Source organism: Peteryoungia rhizophila, from assembly GCF_004912145.1.
GTDB classification, from domain to species: Bacteria; Pseudomonadota; Alphaproteobacteria; order Rhizobiales; family Rhizobiaceae; genus Allorhizobium; species Allorhizobium rhizophilum.
Map to the genome: position 1 here is coordinate 510,175 of NZ_STGT01000001.1, position 17,581 is coordinate 527,755.

16 protein-coding genes are annotated in these 17,581 nt (G+C 62.2%); 5 read left to right on the forward strand and 11 right to left on the reverse strand.

What is annotated here, in order from left to right:
* Positions 1–99: 99 nt before the first annotated feature.
* The 3 genes from E9677_RS02405 to E9677_RS02415 all read left to right on the forward strand — a co-directional run bounded on the left by E9677_RS02405 (position 100) and on the right by E9677_RS02415 (position 2,490).
* Positions 100–360, forward strand: a complete 261-nt coding sequence (locus E9677_RS02405) for a helix-turn-helix domain-containing protein (RefSeq protein WP_136556494.1) — start codon at positions 100–102, stop codon at positions 358–360.
* Between the two features lie 139 nt (positions 361–499).
* Entirely contained in the window at positions 500–2,104 is a 1,605-nt protein-coding gene (locus E9677_RS02410) for a phosphoethanolamine transferase (protein WP_168801137.1), read from the forward strand.
* Positions 2,101–2,490 carry a diacylglycerol kinase gene (locus E9677_RS02415; protein ID WP_136556496.1) on the forward strand — a complete coding sequence of 130 codons (390 nt, stop codon included), beginning with the start codon at positions 2,101–2,103 and terminating at the stop codon, positions 2,488–2,490. Before E9677_RS02410 ends, E9677_RS02415 begins: the two co-directional genes overlap by 4 nt.
* Positions 2,491–2,599: 109 nt before the next feature.
* On the opposite strand, the gene E9677_RS02420 is transcribed toward E9677_RS02415, so the two are convergent.
* On the reverse strand, positions 2,600–3,139 hold the full coding sequence (locus tag E9677_RS02420; RefSeq protein ID WP_136556497.1) for a cytochrome b/b6 domain-containing protein: 540 nt from the start codon (positions 3,137–3,139) through the stop codon (positions 2,600–2,602).
* A gap of 3 nt (positions 3,140–3,142) precedes the next feature.
* A complete protein-coding gene (locus tag E9677_RS02425; RefSeq protein ID WP_136556498.1) occupies positions 3,143–3,409 on the reverse strand; it encodes a PepSY domain-containing protein in 267 nt (88 codons plus the stop codon).
* 172 nt (positions 3,410–3,581) lie between these two features.
* Here E9677_RS02425 and E9677_RS02430 point away from each other — a divergent pair, with 172 nt between their 5' ends.
* Both E9677_RS02430 and E9677_RS02435 read left to right on the forward strand, forming a co-directional pair.
* Positions 3,582–4,250, forward strand: coding sequence for a response regulator (locus E9677_RS02430; protein ID WP_136556499.1), 669 nt, complete (start codon positions 3,582–3,584; stop codon positions 4,248–4,250).
* Positions 4,240–5,592 carry a sensor histidine kinase gene (locus E9677_RS02435; RefSeq protein WP_136556500.1) on the forward strand — a complete coding sequence of 451 codons (1,353 nt, stop codon included), beginning with the start codon at positions 4,240–4,242 and terminating at the stop codon, positions 5,590–5,592. The genes E9677_RS02430 and E9677_RS02435 overlap by 11 nt, the downstream gene beginning before the upstream one ends.
* A gap of 100 nt (positions 5,593–5,692) precedes the next feature.
* Here the strand turns inward: E9677_RS02435 and secD are convergent, their stop codons facing one another.
* From secD to E9677_RS02480, 9 genes are all read right to left on the reverse strand, one after another.
* Positions 5,693–8,209, reverse strand: a complete 2,517-nt coding sequence (gene secD / locus E9677_RS02440) for a protein translocase subunit SecD (RefSeq protein ID WP_136556501.1) — start codon at positions 8,207–8,209, stop codon at positions 5,693–5,695.
* 82 nt (positions 8,210–8,291) lie between these two features.
* Entirely contained in the window at positions 8,292–8,699 is a 408-nt protein-coding gene (locus tag E9677_RS02445; RefSeq protein WP_136556502.1) for a hypothetical protein, read from the reverse strand.
* Positions 8,700–8,770: 71 nt separating this feature from the next.
* Complete coding sequence (locus tag E9677_RS02450) at positions 8,771–10,390, reverse strand: GMC family oxidoreductase (RefSeq protein WP_136556503.1); 1,620 nt, start codon at positions 10,388–10,390, stop codon at positions 8,771–8,773.
* A 59-nt stretch (positions 10,391–10,449) separates the two neighbouring features.
* On the reverse strand, positions 10,450–11,949 hold the full coding sequence (locus E9677_RS02455) for an FGGY-family carbohydrate kinase (protein WP_168801097.1): 1,500 nt from the start codon (positions 11,947–11,949) through the stop codon (positions 10,450–10,452).
* The gene (locus tag E9677_RS02460; protein WP_136557165.1) at positions 11,942–12,784 is read right to left on the reverse strand and encodes a class I fructose-bisphosphate aldolase; all 843 of its coding nucleotides are present in this window, start codon (positions 12,782–12,784) and stop codon (positions 11,942–11,944) included. The genes E9677_RS02455 and E9677_RS02460 overlap by 8 nt, the downstream gene beginning before the upstream one ends.
* Positions 12,784–14,511, reverse strand: coding sequence for a glycerol-3-phosphate dehydrogenase/oxidase (locus tag E9677_RS02465; RefSeq protein WP_136556504.1), 1,728 nt, complete (start codon positions 14,509–14,511; stop codon positions 12,784–12,786). The genes E9677_RS02460 and E9677_RS02465 overlap by 1 nt, the downstream gene beginning before the upstream one ends.
* 61 nt (positions 14,512–14,572) lie before the next feature.
* Positions 14,573–15,571: an aldo/keto reductase gene (locus tag E9677_RS02470; RefSeq protein WP_136556505.1), complete on the reverse strand. Its 999-nt coding sequence runs from the start codon at positions 15,569–15,571 to the stop codon at positions 14,573–14,575.
* A gap of 4 nt (positions 15,572–15,575) precedes the next feature.
* Entirely contained in the window at positions 15,576–16,541 is a 966-nt protein-coding gene (locus E9677_RS02475) for a sugar-binding transcriptional regulator (RefSeq protein ID WP_168801098.1), read from the reverse strand.
* Positions 16,542–16,571: 30 nt separating this feature from the next.
* The gene (locus E9677_RS02480; protein WP_136556506.1) at positions 16,572–17,573 is read right to left on the reverse strand and encodes an ABC transporter permease; all 1,002 of its coding nucleotides are present in this window, start codon (positions 17,571–17,573) and stop codon (positions 16,572–16,574) included.
* Positions 17,574–17,581 lie beyond the last annotated feature (8 nt).

The window sequence follows — 17,581 nt, forward strand, 5'->3', positions numbered from 1 at the left end:
ATCCCCGACTTAAAAGCCCGTGTGATTGAACACGGACTGGAAAAAATTCAAAATCCGCCCTAAATTGGCAATATCACCCTATATGGGCAGTTTTCGACCATGGATCAACCCAAAACCGACACCGTGTTTTCGCCTGCGCTCTGTCGAGCAGCCCGTGGCTATCTGGACTGGACCCAGGACGATCTGGCCACCCAATCCAGCGTTTCGCGCAGCACTATCCGCGATTTCGAAGGGCAGCGCCACGCGTTGCATCGCTCGACCGAAGCACAATTGCGACTGGCCTTCGAAAAGGCCGGGCTTCGCTTTACCAACACAGCGGGCTGTCCCGGCTTGTCCTGCGACGCTTCCACCACGGATTGAAGCATGAAGGGCGCCGGTGACGCCCTCAGCTGCAACGTTCAGGTCACTGTCAGCTTTCCGAGTCAGTGCATCGGATCTCTTTATCCATGCACGAAAGGAAGCGATCTTGTCCAAGACGCTTTTGAGCTTCAGGCCCCAGATGCGCAGCGAGTGGCTGAGCATTCTCACGGCGGTCTATCTTCTCTTCTTCATGAACGGCACGTTCTGGGACAAGTCCTCCGTCTTGCTCAAAGGCGACGCCTTGGCCCTCTTCGCCCTCGGGATCGGGCTATTGGCCGTTTTCGTGGCGATAATCGTCACGTTTTCGGCCAAGTATCTGATCAAGCCGGTGCTGATCATAATCCTTCTGTCGAGCGTCGCCGGGGCCTGGTTCATGGATCGGTTCGGCGTCATCATCGACGGTGAGATGATCCGCAACGCCATGGAAACCAATCAGGCGGAAGCTGGCCACCTGATCACCCCCGCCTTCATTCTCCACATGATGCTGTTCGGCGTGCTGCCGTCGCTTTTCGTCGCTGCGGTGCGCATCGTCCACCGTCCCATCCTGCGCAAAGTCGCGGTCAACCTGATGATCATCCTGCCCTGTCTGTTGGTATTCGGGCTTGCCGGATTTGCGAACAGTGGAACCTTCATCTTCAACATCCGCCAGCACCGCGACTGGTTCCGAACCCTGAACCCGGTCTTTCCAATGGCAAGCGCGGCAGGGTTTTTCATCGGCCAGAGCAAGGAGCAGAACATCGTCGTCCAGCCGCTCGGCACCGATGCGAAAGTCGCCGACGACACGCCGGTCAGCCATCGCAAGCCGCGAGTGACCATCGTGGTCGTGGGCGAGACGGCACGAGCGGCGAATTTTCAACTCGGCGGCTATGGCCGCGAGACCAATCCGGAGCTCTCAAAACGGGACATCGTTTATTTCCAGGACACGTCGAGCTGCGGGACTGCGACGGCCGTTTCCGTGCCGTGCATGTTCTCCGTATTCGGCCGCAAGGACTATTCGCATGCCAAGTCGCTGGCGACCGAGAACCTGATGGATGTCCTCAAACATGCCGGAGTGACGACCGACTGGTGGGACAACAATACCGGCGACAAGCATGTGGCAGACCGGATCCAGAAGACCGACTTCTTCACGTCGAACGATCCTCGCTATTGTGCAGGCGGCGAATGTCTCGACCAGATTCTGGTCGATGGGCTCGATCCTTGGCTGGACAAGGTCGACCGGGACACCGTTCTCGTGCTGCACCAGCTCGGCAATCACGGACCGGCCTACTATCTGCGTTATCCGGAGGAATTCCGGACGTTCTCGCCCGACTGCCGCTCGGTGGATTTCGATAGCTGCACACCGGAGACGATCACCAATGCCTATGACAATGCCCTGCTCTATACCGACCACATCCTGTCGGAAGTGATCGACAAGCTCGCCGCGCATGGCAACCGCCTCGACACGGCGATGATCTACATGTCGGATCACGGTGAATCGCTCGGCGAAAGCGGCCTTTATCTGCATGGAGCGCCCTACATGTTCGCGCCGACGGAGCAGACGCATGTTCCCTTCGTGCTCTGGACGTCCGCCGGTCTGCAGCAGTCCACCGGCATCGACAAGCCCTGCCTTTCCGACAAGGCGGATGTGCCGCATTCCCATGACAATCTCTTCCACAGTGTTCTCGGCCTGATGCAGGTGAAGACACATGTCTACGATCCAACCCTCGACATTTTTGCAGCCTGCAGAAACGGAGTGTCCTCATGACGCAGAACCCGGAATTCGCGCCTGCCAAACGTGCTGGCCTGTCCCATCTGTGGGCTGCTGCGGGGTATTCGGCCGGAGGTCTGACCCGCCTTGCGAAGGAAGCCGCCTTCCGTCAGGAGGGCATCGCCGGCATCGGCCTACTGGCGGCCTATGCGATGATGGACGTCCCAACGGCCATCCGGCTGTCCGCGGCCGTGCTGTTCCTGCTTCTGATCGCCATGGAAGCGCTGAACACCGCGATCGAGGAAATCGTCGATCGCATATCGCCCGAGGTGTCGGACACAGGGAAACACGCCAAGGATCTCGGCTCACTCGCCGTCTTTTGCCTCATTTCGGCGAATTCGATGCTGCTGCTCTATGCGCTTGCGCTCCATCTCGGGATCTGAGGCGGTGCGCCCGAGGCGGCTGATCCGGCGCGATGTGGACGTCGACGGACGCGAAACAAAGAAGGACGCCGCAGTCTGCGGCGTCCTTCTTGCGTGCGAGATATCCGGATCAGAGAACGTCGCCGCTCGCTGGCGCGCGTTTGCGACCGGTGATCATGGCAAGCGACAGGTTTTCACTGTGCCTGAGGCTGGCATGGATGACGCCCGCGACATGCAGCGCGATCGCCCCCAACAAGAGCTGGGCGAGGACTTCATGGGTCTCTTCCACCCATTCAACGCCCCAATAGGCATCCGTCGTCTGCATCCAGCCCGTGAGCGCAACACCGCCGACCATGGAAAGCAGCAAAACGACCATGGCGGCTCCGAGCGGGTTATGGCCCAGGTAACGCGGCTCCTTGTGGCGAAGCACCTCGCCGGCATAATGCAGCGTCCGCTTGGGCGATCGGATGAACTGGCTGAAGCGGGCATAACGTGTGCCGGCCATGCCGAGGGCGAGCCTCAGGCCGATCAGGCCGGCAGCGGCATAACCTGCCACTTCGTGCAGGCTCTGCAACTCGTCCGCCGTCAACCAGCACAAGGCGACACTGCCGGCCAGGCTCCAGTGAAAGAGCCTGACGGGGCTATCCCAGACCTTGACTGTCGACGCCATGGGTCAGTCCTCGATCTTCATGTCGACGGACTGGAAGGTCTGCGGGTCGAAATAGGCTTCGACCTTCTTGCCTTCGGCATTGATCGCATAGGCCTCGTAGCAGCCGTCCTCCGTCTTGATCGAACGGACCTTCCAGCCTTCGCCCTCGAGCTTGGTCTGAAGGGCTTCGCGCGGCTGCCAATCGGCCATGGCCACCGTGCATTTATCGGAAGCGAAGGCAGTGCCGCCGAAGCCGGCGGTGAGAACGAGCGCGATGATGATCTTGCGCATGGGGATGTGCTCCTTTCCTGTGTTGGACACGGGGGAAGCATGAGAGGGCTTACTGACAACCACCTGAAGGTCCGCCTGATGGCCCGTCTGAAGAGCTTGCCGGCGGTTCAGCGGCCTGTCAGTTTCAGGTTCGACAAGGGATCGCGATCTCTTGGGCATGGAGTTGGGTGAAATGCGGGTCTTGCTGGTCGAGGACGACGAATTGCTGGGGGATGCCGTAAAGACCTACGTGCATCGCCAGGGACATGCCGTGGACTGGGCGCTTACGAGGGACGAGGCCGAGGCGAGCCTCGACGCGGCCGCCTACGACCTGGTCCTTCTCGATCTGCGTCTGCCTGACGGCAGCGGGCTCGATATCCTGAAAGGGCTTCGCGCCAAGCGAGACGAAGTGCCCGTCATCATCATGACCGCCCATGATCAGGTCTCAGACCGGATCGCCGGGTTGAACGCCGGTGCCGACGATTATCTGGTCAAGCCTGTCGATCTCGGCGAATTGCAAGCACGCATTCATGCCGTGTCGAGACGATACGGATCCCACAAGCTTCCGGAACTCACCGTCAACGGCGTCGCGGTCTATTCGTCCGAGAGACGGATCGTCGGCGTGGATGGCGCCGAGATCCAGTTGTCTTCCCGCGAATGGGCCGTGCTCGACCGGCTCATCGTCCGCAAACGCGCGATCGTCTCCAAGGCACAGATCGAAGAGGCGCTCTACGCGTTCGGCACGGAGGTCGAGAGCAATACCGTCGAGGTCTATGTCAGTCGTCTGAGACGCAAGCTCGGCAGAGACGCCATCGAGACCGTCCGCGGCGTCGGCTACAGGATTTCTTCCGATGCAAACTAAGCCCCGCAGCCTTGCCGGACGCCTCGTTCTGTCCATTTCGGTGCTGCTCGCCGTGTTCTGGACCATCGGCGTCGGGCTCGCCATCCACGTGATGCGTTCCGAATTCGACGAGGTCTTCGACAGCGGCCTGCAAGAAACCACCGAACGGCTGGCGCCCCTCGTGGTCGACGACTATTTCCGCCGTGAAACGGGAAGTGGACCAAACCAGGTCGCCGCGCTCAATCCCGGCAAGACAGACGAATACCTGACCTATCAGGTACGTGACGCATCGGGCCGCGTCCTCCTGCATTCACACAATGTCGACTCGGAACCCTATCCCGCGCCTTTGCAAGCCGGCTTCTGGAGCGGTGCGGACCATCGGATCTTCACGATTGTGACCGTCAGCGACACGCTCTTCGTCCAGGTGGCCGATTCACTGGCCCATCGTCGGGAGGCGACGCTTGAGAGCGCACTGACGCTCCTGCTGCCGATCCTGCTGCTGCTGCCGCTCGGCATGTTCGCCACCCGTTGGGTCGTGGTGCGGGCGACCAGACCTGTGAACGAACTGCGTGATGCGATCAGCATGCGGGACGGGGCCAATCTCGAACCCATCGATCTTGCGGGCCTGCCGACGGAAATCGCTTCGATCCCCGGCTCGGTGAACACACTTCTCGGTCGCCTGAAACTGGCCTTGCAGGCCGAACGCGATCTTGCCGCCAACAGCGCCCACGAGCTGAGGACCCCGCTTGCCGGCGCCCTCGCCCAGATGGAGCTCTTGGCCGATCAACTGAACGAGCACGGCGACCGGTCGCGTGCGGACCGCGTGCTGGAAGCGCTCCGACGCCTGTCACGGATGCTGGAGAAACTGCTTCAGCTCTCCCGCGCCGAGGCCGGTATCGGCGCGTCGAAAACCTCCGTCGATCTGGTCTGCCTCGTAACGCTGATTGTCGAAGGATTCCGGCGTTCCCATTCTGCAGCGATCATCGAGATACAGCCGGCGCCCGGCCTGACCGCCCTGCCGCGCGCCGTCGATCCCGATGCCTTTGCCATTGCCTTCAACAACTTGCTGGAAAACGCCTTTCGCTATGGTGTTTCGGGTCAGCCGATCACGGTGTCTCTCGCCGTGGACGGCCGCATCACCGTCACCAATGCCGTCTCCGGCCCACTCGATCGCGATGTCGATGTCTACCGCGCCCGGTTCAAACGCGGTCCAACGGCCCGACCCGGCTCCGGTCTAGGTCTTGCGATCGTCGACAAGCTGATGGAGCAAATGAACGGCAAGATGACGCTTCGGGCGATGGAGGTCCCCGGCGAGCGAGCGACGTTCGAATGTACGCTTTCATTCCCGGCGGACACGCGGTGAAGATCCTGCCCGGGGACCCGATCGGAGCGCTGTGTCATGCCTGCCTCGCCTGGGATCGAACAGATGAGGGCCGAGTTTGCACCCGGCCCTCATCTCCCGTTTACAGGGCCGCGTGTTCCAGTGCGCCCTCTTCCAGCCGTGTCTTTCTCCTGCTGCGCCAGTCACCGAGGAACAGGAGGATGGGCGCTGCGATGAAGACCGAGGAGGACGCGGCGATGAAGATGCCGAAGACCATGGGGACGGCAAAGCTCTCGACCGCGCTGCCACCCCAGATCGCCATTGGCAGCATGGCGAGGAAAGCCGTCGCCGAGGTGTAGATGCTTCGGGCGAGCGTTTCGTTGATCGAGAGATTGATCAGGTCGCGGAACGGCATGGCCTTGTAAAGGCGCATGTTTTCCCGCATCCGGTCGTAGACTACCACCTTGTCGTTGACGGAGTACCCGACCAGCGTCAGGAGCGCTGCGATTGCCGTCAGATTGAAGTCGAGGCCCGTCAGCGCGAAGAAGCCGATCGTCTTCGTCACATCGAGGATGAGCGTGGCGATCGCGCCGACGGCAAAGGGCCAGTCGAAGCGCACCCAGATGTAGACGAGCATGGCGAGCGAGGCGAGGATGACGGAGGTGAGGCCTGCCGTCGCGAGTTCGCCGCTGACCTTGGGGCCTACCACTTCTGTCCTTTCGATCTTCGCGGAAGCATCGATCGTCTGGATGGCCTCGCGGACCTTGGTGACGGCATCCGTCTGCGCCTGCTCTCCGCCCGGCTGGCGTTCGAGGCGGAGCATGACGTGATTGCTGTCGCCGAATTCCTGCAGAGCCACTTCGCCGAGGTTCAGCGCCTCGATGCCGGAACGATGACCTGAGAGATCGGCCGACCCGGAGGTGGAAAGCTCGAGCTGGATACCGCCCTTGAAATCGACGCCGTAGTTCAAGCCCGGCGTGATGAACAGGATGACGGATGAGATCGACAGGAAGGCGGAGACGGCGATGCCGAACATGCGCGCCTTCATGAAGTCGATCTTCGTGCCATCCTTGATCAGCTTGAACGGCAGGAGCGGCTTGATGGCAATCGTCTTCAGCTTGTAGCGGCGGGCGATCGAGACCATGGCGACGCGCACGACCGAGACGGCCGTGAACATCGAGATCGCGATGCCAAGGCCCATGGTGACGGCAAAGCCACGGACAGGGCCGGAGCCGAACCAGAAGAGCAGAACGGTGGCGATGAGGGCGGTGACATTGCTGTCGATGATGGTTGAATAGGCCTTGGCAAAGCCATGGTCGATGGCCGCGAAGGCCCCTCGCCCCTTGCCCGCCTCCTCGCGAATACGCTCGTTGATCAGGACGTTCGCATCGACAGCGAGGCCAATGCCGAGCACGATGCCGGCGATGCCCGGCAGGGTGAGCGTGGCCCCAAGCATCGTCAGGCCCGCAAAGGTCAGGACGACATTCAGCGTCAGCGCCAGGACGGCAAGCAGGCCCCAGGTGCCGTAGAGCGCCAGGATAAAGGCAACGACGAGGCCGAAGCCTGCGAGGCCGGACATGATGCCCATTTCGATCGCGTCGCTGCCGAGGTCCGCTCCGACCGTGCGTTCTTCGATGACGGTCAGCTTAGCCGGTAGCGCCCCGGCCCGCAGCAGCGCTGCGAGTGTATTGGCCTCATCGACCGAGAAGTCCCCGGAGATCTGCCCCGCGCCGCCGGTGATCGGTTCACGGATCACGGGGGCGCTCAGCACCTTGTCGTCGAGCACGATCGCGAAGGGACGACCGACATTGTCGCGCGTGATGCGGGCGAAACGTTCCGCACCGACGCCATCGAAGCGGAAGGAAACGACGGGCAGGCCGCCCTGCTGGTCGAACTGCACGCGCGCATCGGTGAGCCGATCGCCGGCCACGAGCACGGTCGACTGGACGGGATAGGTGCGGCCGTCGTCATCCTCCAGCGTCTTGACGCCGGCGGCGCCCGGCTCCCCGAGCAGATGGAAGCTCATCTTGGCGGTGGTGCCGAGAAGCGCGCGCAGTCTCGAAGGATCCTGCTCGCCGGGAAGCTGGACGAGGACGCGATCGCTCCCGACGCGCTGGATGGTGGGCTCGGCGACGCCTACCTGGTCGACGCGCTGGCGGATGACTTCGAGGCTCTGCTCGACCGCCTGGCTGATGCGCGCGGTGACCCCCTGCTCGCTCGGCGCCAGTCTCAATGTGTCGGAACCGCTCGTGGCAATGTTCAGCTCGGGAGCGCCGGTACCGGTCAGCGTAACCGTCGGGTTGTTGAGAACCGCGAGGGCCTCGTTCGCAGCGCTCATCCGTGTGGGATCGGCGAGGACAACCTCCACGGAACCGCCGTCGCGGCGCACACTGCGGGTCTGAATGCGGGCTTCCAGAAGGGTTGAGCGAACCTCCTGGGTGAGGCTTTGAAGCCATTCGTCCGTGAGCGCCGGACGGTCCACTTCGAGGACGAGATGGGAGCCGCCGCGCAGGTCGAGGCCGAGGGATACACGTTCATGCGGCAGCCAGGACGGCAGCCTGGAAAGGGTGGAGTCCGGCAGGACATTCGGGAGTGCGACAAGCAGACCGAGCAGGATGACGAGCATATAGCTCATCACCTTGGAGAGAGAGTTTTTCATTTGAAATCCAGCATGTTGCGACCGCGGCTTTCAAGCCGTGGCACAAACGGGTCGAGCCATCGGATGGATGGCGGCGAGACGGTCAGGCTGTGTGCTGGATCTGGGGAGGCGCGCGCGACCAGTAAGGCTGCGGGGAAGCAGGGAATATGTTTGCTGCAAGATCTCGACGCAGCAGGTCGCCGTGGCGACACATCCACAATGTCGGGATATCAGGGTTGAGGCAGCCATCGCCGGAGCCACCGGGCCGTAGCTTCGGACGGGAGGACTGCTCCGATGCGGTCAGGAAACGGCTATCCCCATGACCAACCGCAAGCGTCTGTCCATTATCCGAACGAGACATCGCACCGGCGGTGGAGAGGCCGGGATGGAAACGGCCGAAGGCATCACCGCCGAACAGGAGCAGCAGCGAGGCAAACAGACTTGCGATGACGGCTTTGAAGTACACGCGCTGCCGTGGCGGCGCGTCATACCTCAGGCTTCGGTCTTCCATGGTGATCCTTCCACGGAAGCATGTGGCATATCACGCCCTGTTTTTCCACCCCGCCCCGTCAATGGCCGCCGTTATGCTCGGCGCTCCGCCTTGATCAGGTCGGCCGCCTTCTCGGCGATCATGACGACCGGCGAAGCGGTGTTGCCTGAGACGATGCGGGGCATGATCGAGGCATCGACCACGCGCAGGCCCTGAAGTCCCGCGACGCGCAGCGAAGGATCAACCACGGCCTCGGGATCCGGTCCCATGCGGCAGGTCCCGACCGGATGAAAGATCGTGGTGGCGATATCGCCAGCCTTTTGCAGAAGGGCTTCGTCATTTTCGAACTCACGACCGGGCAGGATTTCTTCGGGCTTGTAGGGGCGCAGCGCCGCGGCCGACATGACCTGTCGTGCCTGCCGGATGGCCGCGACGGCCACGCTCCGGTCATGGTCGGTGGAGAGATAATTCGGACGGATTTCCGGCTGATGGGCCGGATCGGTCGAAGCAATGTGGCAGGTGCCGGCGCTGGTCGGTCGCAACTGGCAAACCGAGACGGTGATCGCCGGAAATGGATGCAACGGGTCGCCAAGCTTGTCGGTCGAGAGCGGCTGGATGTGATACTCGATATCCGGCCGGTCTTCTTGCGGGCCCGACCGCGTGAACATGCCGAACTGACTCGGCGCCATTGACATGGGCCCGGAGCGGAACAAGGCATATTCGGCGGCGATCTGCATCTTGCCGCGCCAGGAATTGGCCAGCTGGTTGAGCGTCACGGTGTTCTGCACCTTGAAAACGGTGCGGATCTGCAGGTGATCCTGCAGGTTTGCCCCGACGGCAGGCTTTGCGAGATTGACGTCGATGCCGAGGGACCCGAGGCGTGCGGGGTCGCCGATACCCGAGAGTTCGAGAAGCTTGGGCGAGTTGATGGCGCCTGCGGCGAGGATCACTTCGCCTGCGGCCTTGGCCGAGAACGAGCCTGCGGGCGTGCGATAGTGGACGCCGGTTGCGCGTTTGTCTTCGAAGGTCAGGCGTTCGACCAAGGCATGCTGGACAAGGCGCAGGTTAGGGCGTCTCAGCGCCGGCCTCAGGAAGCCGCGTGCCGTGTTCCAGCGCACGCCCTTGTGCTGGTTGACGTCGAAGAAGCCGGAGCCTTCGTTGTCACCGTCATTGAAATCGGCGCGCGGCTCGATGCCGAATTCGCGCGCACCTTCCTGGACGGCCTTGAGGATATCCCATTTCAGGCGCTGGCGGCTGACCTTCCAGGGGCCGCCGGTCGCATGCATTTCCCCTGACGGCCCGTGATAGTCCTCGGACTTTCGAAAATAGGGCAGCACATCCGACCAGCCCCAGCCGGGATTGCCGAGGTCACGCCAACCGTCGTAATCGGCCGCCTGGCCGCGCATGTAGATCATGCCATTGACCGAGGTGCAGCCACCGAGCACCTTGCCGCGCGGATAGGCGAGGCTGCGGCCATTGAGGCCCTCTTCGGGTGCCGTGCGCATCATCCAGTCGGTGCGCGGATTGCCGATGCAATAGAGGTAGCCGACCGGGATCTGCACCCAGTGATACAGGTCTGAGCCACCGGCTTCCAAGAGCAGCACGCGGACCGTCGGATCCTCCGTCAGGCGGGCGGCGAGAACGCAGCCTGCGGTTCCTGCCCCGACGATGACATAGTCGTAGTCGCCATCGAGCCGTGTCTTGTCCTGCATGGTCTGTCCTCTTGTTGGCGATTTTGATCGCCGATATTCGACCGCGTTTCGCGTTCGGCCTAGGGCTTCAGGCGGAGCGCGTTCCAGAAATCCCGCATCTGATCGGTCAGGGCCAGATAGACTTCGTATCGCCTGCGAAAATGCTCCGTCAATTCGACATTCGGCCGGAAATCGCGGGCCGAGCGGGTCATGGCGGCAACTGCCTCTTCATAGGAGGCATAGAGACCGATCGCGACCGTCGCACCGATCGCGGCCCCCAGTGCGCCAGTCTCCCGGGCCTCCGCAACCGTGAGCGGGATCTCCAGGACATCGGCCATCATCTGCGGCCAATGGGGGCTGCGCGATCCCCCGCCGGACATGACTGCGCGATCGACGGACAGTCCGGCGTTGCGCAGCACTTCGATATGCCGTCGATGCTCGAAGCAGACGCCTTCGAAAAGCGCCCTGAGCATATGGCCCTCGCCATGCCAACCGGCGAGCCCGTAGAAGCCGCCGCGAAATTCGGCGCCGAGGCGCGAGCCGAAGATGAAGGGATGGAAGAGGGGATCATCCGCACGTGGGGCGACCTTGCCAACCTCTTCATTGCAGCGATCGAAGGCCTCGCCGCCATGGTCGCCGCGCATGCGGTGCACATACCATTCGAGATTGGCGGCGGAGGTCGCGCTCGACTCGATGTTAACGTATCGCCCCTCCCCGAAAGTCGTGACCATGAAGACGTCGGGGCTGATGACGGGCTGATCGGCAAAGACCTGGTTGATGCTCCAGGTCCCCGCGATGACCGAGGCTTCACCGGCATGGATGACGCCCGAACCCATGGCGCTCGAGACGACGTCGAAGTAGCCACCGATCACGGGCGTGCCTTCCGCCAGACCCGTTGCCTTGGCGGCCGCTGCGGTGACCCGGCCGACAATATCTGCGGACTGGACTCGTTCGGGGAAGAAGGTCAAGGCATCCTCGAGGTGATAGAGGCCAAGCAAATCAGCGTCGAGTTCGCCCTCCGGCATGGCAAGCAGCCCGGCGCCGCTGAGGTCCGAGATATCGTTGGCCAATCGTTCCGTCAGGCGGAAGTTGATGTAGTCCTTGCAGAACAGGACAGCGCCGATCCTGGCATAGGTCTCAGGCGCATGGCGCTTGATCCAGGCCAGCAGGCTCGGTGTCTGCGACGGCCAGGGGCGCTGCAGGCAGCGCGCCTGGAGCGCGTCGCCGTTTTCGCGATCGAGTTCTGCGGCGATATCGGCTGCCCGGCTGTCCAGCGACTGGATGCCCTTCAATGGCTGGAAGGCCCGATCGAGCAGGTAGAGGCCGTTGCCATGGCCGGCACATCCGAGACCAAGGATCCGTGTCGGATCGACACCGGACCTGGCGATGACCTCACGGATCGCCGCGCAGCCGTTTTCCCAGAGCTCGGAGAGATCACGCTCGACATGGCCGGGCTCGGGGAAGCTCGACTGGCCGTCGATGGCGCAGTGGGTAATCTGGTGGCCCTCCGTGTCGAAAAGCACGGCCTTGATGACCGTGTTTCCGACATCGACGCCCAAAATGTAATTCTTCTCAGCCACGGTTGTATATATCCCATGCCTCTTCGCCGCTGGCGCACTGATGGATAATCGCCATCAGCGCCTTCACGACCGCCTTCGGATTGTCATGCTGATAGATGTTGCGTCCATAGACCATCCCGTTTGCGCCTTGAGCCATCAGGGCCGCTGATTTGGCAAGCACGACGCGCAGATCTTCGCGACCGCCGCCACGGACCAGAACCGGGCAGCGGGCGGCTTCGATGACCTTGTGGAAGTCCTCGGGATCGCTGGTTGGATCGGCCTTGATGATATCGGCGCCCATTTCGGAGGCCAGACGGACCAGCGTGACGATCTTCTCGGCGTCGCCATCCACCTGATAGCCGCCCCTGATATCATTGGGCAGCATCACCAAGGGCTCGATCATCAGCGGCATGCCATAACGGTGGCAATCGGCGCGCACGCGGGAAATGTTTTCGACGCATTGACGGAAGAGTTCCGGCTCGTCCGGCAGCATGAACAGATTGACGACGACACAAGCCGCGTCCATCTCCAGCGCGCCGATGATCGGTTCGTGATGGTTTTGCAGTTGCGACCACATGCTGCGGTGGCGCGTGGAATTGTAGGGATTGCCCATGTCGATGCGCATCACCAGAGCCGGCTTGTCGCGCTCGGGTCTTGCCTGAAGGAGATCAGCCTGGCCATAGGCCATCTGGATGGCATCAGGACCTGCTTCGACGAGCTTGTCCACCACGCCTGCCATGTCCTCCAGGCCGATCAGGAAGCTCGGCTCGTTGCAGACACCGTGATCGATGGCGACGTCGAGGCAGCCGCCCTGGCGAAACAGCCTGTTCATTCGTGCCTTCTTGGATATTCGTATCATGACGCCTTGTCCTTTTCCTTGCATCTGTCCTGAAGCATTGCGACCGAGACCCCGTAATAGGTCCCCAGTTCATCGATGAGTTGCCGCCGCTCCGCCAACATCTGCTCACCCGACCAGGCGAGTTCGCGGGCCATGACGGTCAGCAGGGTGTCGAGAATTTCGAGATCGATCTGGCCGGTGATCGCAAGGCTCGTGCGGCGGAGCACGATGTCGGCCAGGTGATGGACGTCTTCGCCCTGGATGAGCCAGAGGATTTCGGCGAGCGTCATCACACTTGTGGAGGACAAGGGAACATCGTCTGGGTGTCCGTCGCAGAAGGCCATCACATCGAAGGCCCGCGATCCATAGGTGGATGCCAGGTGATCGGCGCGGGCCTTGCTGATGGGAAACTCGCGCGAAAGCAGAGCCGACAACCGCTCGCCATCGGCCGGGTAGTTCCGGCCGCCACCGATGGGACGGTCAGCCGTCGTTGCAATGCGGGGACGGCCGAGGAAGGCGAGCACCTCGTCGGTCACCTGTTCGCCAAAGGCGCGGAAGGTCGTCCACTTGCCGCCGACCATGCAGAGCTGGGGCGGGTCGCTCTCGACGCGATGAATGACATGGCTGCGCGAGATCTTGCCCGTGAATTCCGCATCGCTGCGCGGCAGCGGCCGGATGCCGCTGAAGCTGAAGACGATATCGGAGGCGGCGATGGCGAGATCCGGAAAGACGGTGCGGGTGGCGGCGAGGATATAGTCGCGTTCCTCCGGCTCACAGCGCGTCCGCCCCGGCTTGTCGACCTTTATATCCGTCGATCCGGCCAGCACGCGGCCGAGATAGGGAAAGAGGATGCAGACCCTGTTGTCGGTGTTTTCGAAGAAAATCATGTGGCCGTTCAGGGCCTGATAAAGGGCGTCATTCGCGAGGATGAGATGCGAACCCTTGGTGCCGGTGACCGTCTTTTCGGCAGGTGCTGCGCCGTCGCTCAGCGCCGTGATCGTCTGGTCGATCCATGCGCCCGTGGCATTGACGATCATGCGGGGACGCACGACGATGAGTTCGTTCGAACCTTCCGCCGAGAGCTGGTAGCTGTCGCCGATCCGCAGGAGTTTCGCGTAGTTCAGCGCGATTGCCTGGGGCGCATCGCTTCGCGTGTCGAGGACGAGTTCGAGCGCCAGGCGTTCCGGCTGGCTGATCCAGGCATCGTAATAGGTCGCGGAATAGCGAACCTGAGACGTCAAGGCCGGCCAGAGAGCCCGGGTGCTACGGGCATTGCGGAACTGGTGGCGAGGGAGAAGCCGGTTCTTGCGGGTGACAAAATCATAGAGCGAGAGACCGGCCTTGATCGCGAGCGCCCCACGGCTCGACGGTTTACCGACTGAGCCGAAGAAGGTCGCAGCCGCGTTGAAGAATCCGCTGAAGATTGAGTGGATCGGGATCGTCGTCGGTAGGGGCTGAACCATGTGGGGAGCGAGCCTGAGCAGGGCATCGCGCTCGGCCAAGGATTCCCGGACGAGATTGAATTCGCCATTTTCGAGATATCGCAGGCCACCATGGATCATGCGCGAGGGGGCGGCACTGCAGCCCGAGGCGAAGTCGTCCCGCTCGATCAGAAGCACGCGCAATCCCTGCAGCGCCAGATCGCGATAGGCGGCAATGCCATTGATGCCGCCGCCGACCACGACGACGTCGAAATCGCCGTCCTGTCGAATTCGCCTGAGCGCGTCCTCGCGGAATGTGGACATGGAAGTACCGTTCGCTGGTTTTGAGGCCAACGTCCCAATTCTCTGTTGTGGTCTGTGATGGTTACCGGTCGAGTTCGACCAGGTGCTGCTGAATTCCGGCTGTTATGGTCGACAGTTCATGTTCGTTGAGCCGCAGCCGCGCAGCACCTGCATTCTCGATTGCCTGGGTGGGGTCGCGCGCACCGCAGAGCGAGAAGGTGATGCCCGGCTGGGCGACCGTCCAGGCGATCACCACCTGGGCGACCGATGCCTGATGTTGGTCGGCGATCGTGCGGATCACGTCCATGAGGCGAGCGACCTTCTCCCGATTGCCGAGGCTGAAGCGTGGATTGCCATGCCGCTGGTCGTCATCCGCAAAGACGCGGTCGGGACCGATCTTTCCCGAGAGCAGGCCAAGCGCCAGCGACGAATAGCTGAGAATGGAAACCCCGTTGTCGATACAGGTCGGAACGAAGCTCGTCTCGATGTCGCGTTTCACCATGGAGTATTCCTCCTGGATCGCATCGAGCGCACCGGTTGCGAGATAGGCGGCCAGATCTGCCTTAGACACATTGCTGGCCCCGATCGAGCGGATCTTGCCCTCTTCCTTCAGCCGAAGCAGTTCTCCGACCGTCTCGGCAATCGGCGTCGTCGCATCCTGCCAATGGGTGACATAGTGGTCGATATAGTCTGTGCCCAAACGGCGCAGGCTTTGTTCGATTTCGTAGCGGATGGAGGACGGGCCCAGGTAGCGGTGAACCGGCTTGCCGGCCTGCTCGAAGAAGTAGGTCCCTTCTCCCACATGCCAGACGAGACCGCATTTGGAAACGAGCACGACCTTGTCGCGCTGGCCTGCAATCGCCTTGCCGACGATGGTTTCTGCGAGCCCCATGCCATAGGCGGGTGCGGTATCGATCAGGGAGATGCCGGCATCCACCGAGGCTCTGATGGCGTCGATCGATTGCTGCTCGTCAGTGCCGCCCCACATCCAGCCGCCGATCGCCCAGGTGCCGAGCCCCACGGCCGATGCCTTGATGCCACTTCGGCCGATGGGCCTGATAACAATGCCTTTGTCCGTCACCGGATCATCCTTCCCCATGTGTATCGAGTGCCCGGGCGATTTCTTCGTCCACCACGAGCGAGGTCAAAAACCGCCCGGCAAGCGCCGCTGCCACCGGGCCCGCCTTCAGGCTACCAGCCGCCACGCCGATGATGGTCGGGCAGTTGGCAAGGTCTGCCGGGTCGAGTGCGACGACCCGCGAATTGAGATCGATCTCGGCGAGCGAACCGTCCGCCTTGATCAGATGCGCCAGGAACTCCCCGGCAATGCCCGCGTCAACAAGCGCCTGGCCGCCGCGTGCCGGATCCGGCAACAGGTCGTAATAGCCGGAACCCGGTGCCTGGACGGAGCCGATGCCAACCAGAGCCACGGTCGCCTTTCGTGCCAGATCGAAGACCTCGCGGATCGAGGCGACATTCATCAGGAGGTCGCGCTGCTGCTCGTCCTCGGCAAACAGGGGGGCGTGGACGAGTTGCGCCGTGCCACCAAGCTTGTCGGCCAGTTGCGTCGCCAGGTGGTTGACGTCTGTATAGTGCTTGCCCTGCACGCCGCCGGTCAGCGGCACGACCCGGACATCGAAACGACGCTCGGCTTCGAGGTTTTCGACCACCGCACTCACCGCCTTGCCGCCGGTAATGGCGATGACATCGCCATCCCGAAGCGTTTCGAGAAGATGGTTCGCCGCGACCCGTCCGACCATCTGCAGCGTCGTCTCGGGATTATCCGATACGGTGGGCGTGACCACCGACTGCTTCAGGCCGAAGCGCTGCGTGACGTCGTTTTCCATATCGACCAGCCGCTGAAAGGGGCTGGAGATGCTGATCTTGACCATGCCTGCCTTGCGGCCAGCGGCGATCATGCGGTTCACCTTCGTATGGGAGAGGTTGAGCTTCTCGGCGATCTCCGACTGCTTCACTCCCTCGATGAAATGCAGGACGAGGACCGAATACATCTGGCGCTGCTGATCGAATTCATCCCTGTTGTCCACCATGACGTCTCGTCTCCTCTTGCTCTCAGGCGCTCAGCGACGACGCTTGACCAGATAATGGTCGAACAGCACGGCGGTGAGCAGAATGCTACCTTTGATGATGTCCTGCCAGTAAACGGACACATTGAGCAAGGAGAGCGAGCTGGAAACCACCGAAAGCAGAACCGCGCCGAGGATGGCACCGAAGATGGTGCCGACGCCGCCCGAGAGACTGGCACCGCCGATGACGGCTGCCGCGATCACATTCAATTCCATACCGACGCCGAAACTGGGCTGGGCAGAGCCGAAGCGGGCCATGTAGATGACGCCGGCCACACCGCAGAGCGCAGAGCAGAGCGTGGTGGTGGCGAAGACGACACGGCCGACGCGGATGCCCGAATAGGCAGCGGCCTTGGGATTGCTGCCGGTGTAGAAGACCTTGCGGAAGGCGGTCGTCCGGCGCAGCAGGAAGTCGAAAGACAGGACGACAACCACAAAGATGATCAAGACGAGCGGGATGCCATAAATCGCGCCCTGGCCGATGAACTTGAATTCCGGCGGCAGGGAGAAGAGCCCGAGCGGTCGTCCACCCGTCGCCAACAGGCAGATACCGCGGGCAATCACCATCACGCCGAGCGAGACGATGAAGTGATGCAGGCCGACGACCGTCGTCAGGAAGCCCATGAACATGCCGATGCAGGTGGTCACCGCGATGGCGACGACGGCTGCTGCCCAGGGATCGACCCCGTTGAGGAAGAGCCAGCCGGCGACCACCATGGCAAGCGCCGTGACCGAGCCGACCGACAGATCGATACCGCCGGAGATCAGCAGGATCGTCATGCCGACGACAACAATGCTCTCGACAGCAAAGGCCATGGACATGGCCCTGAGATTGTCGACCGTCAGGAAATAGGGAGAGATGAAGGACATCACCGTGAACAGCGTGAGGATGATGACGATCAGGCCCGTCTCGCGCGCCTTGATCGCAGGTGTCCACCATTGCGCGCGGCGCTCGGCTGCCAGACGTGCCTGATGCTGTGTTTCTATCGTTGCCATAATCCCCA

What these genes read in the sequence shown, in the direction of transcription:
- E9677_RS02405 (WP_136556494.1), top strand. Translation starts at nt 100, where the DNA reads ATGGATCAACCCAAAACCGACACCGTGTTTTCGCCTGCGCTCTGTCGA.
- E9677_RS02410 (WP_168801137.1), top strand. Translation starts at nt 500, where the DNA reads ATGCGCAGCGAGTGGCTGAGCATTCTCACGGCGGTCTATCTTCTCTTC.
- E9677_RS02415 (WP_136556496.1), top strand. Translation starts at nt 2,101, where the DNA reads ATGACGCAGAACCCGGAATTCGCGCCTGCCAAACGTGCTGGCCTGTCC.
- E9677_RS02420 (WP_136556497.1), bottom strand. Translation starts at nt 3,139, where the DNA reads ATGGCGTCGACAGTCAAGGTCTGGGATAGCCCCGTCAGGCTCTTTCAC.
- E9677_RS02425 (WP_136556498.1), bottom strand. Translation starts at nt 3,409, where the DNA reads ATGCGCAAGATCATCATCGCGCTCGTTCTCACCGCCGGCTTCGGCGGC.
- E9677_RS02430 (WP_136556499.1), top strand. Translation starts at nt 3,582, where the DNA reads ATGCGGGTCTTGCTGGTCGAGGACGACGAATTGCTGGGGGATGCCGTA.
- E9677_RS02435 (WP_136556500.1), top strand. Translation starts at nt 4,240, where the DNA reads ATGCAAACTAAGCCCCGCAGCCTTGCCGGACGCCTCGTTCTGTCCATT.
- secD (WP_136556501.1), bottom strand. Translation starts at nt 8,209, where the DNA reads ATGAAAAACTCTCTCTCCAAGGTGATGAGCTATATGCTCGTCATCCTG.
- E9677_RS02445 (WP_136556502.1), bottom strand. Translation starts at nt 8,699, where the DNA reads ATGGAAGACCGAAGCCTGAGGTATGACGCGCCGCCACGGCAGCGCGTG.
- E9677_RS02450 (WP_136556503.1), bottom strand. Translation starts at nt 10,390, where the DNA reads ATGCAGGACAAGACACGGCTCGATGGCGACTACGACTATGTCATCGTC.
- E9677_RS02465 (WP_136556504.1), bottom strand. Translation starts at nt 14,511, where the DNA reads ATGTCCACATTCCGCGAGGACGCGCTCAGGCGAATTCGACAGGACGGC.
- E9677_RS02475 (WP_168801098.1), bottom strand. Translation starts at nt 16,541, where the DNA reads ATGGTGGACAACAGGGATGAATTCGATCAGCAGCGCCAGATGTATTCG.
- E9677_RS02480 (WP_136556506.1), bottom strand. Translation starts at nt 17,573, where the DNA reads ATGGCAACGATAGAAACACAGCATCAGGCACGTCTGGCAGCCGAGCGC.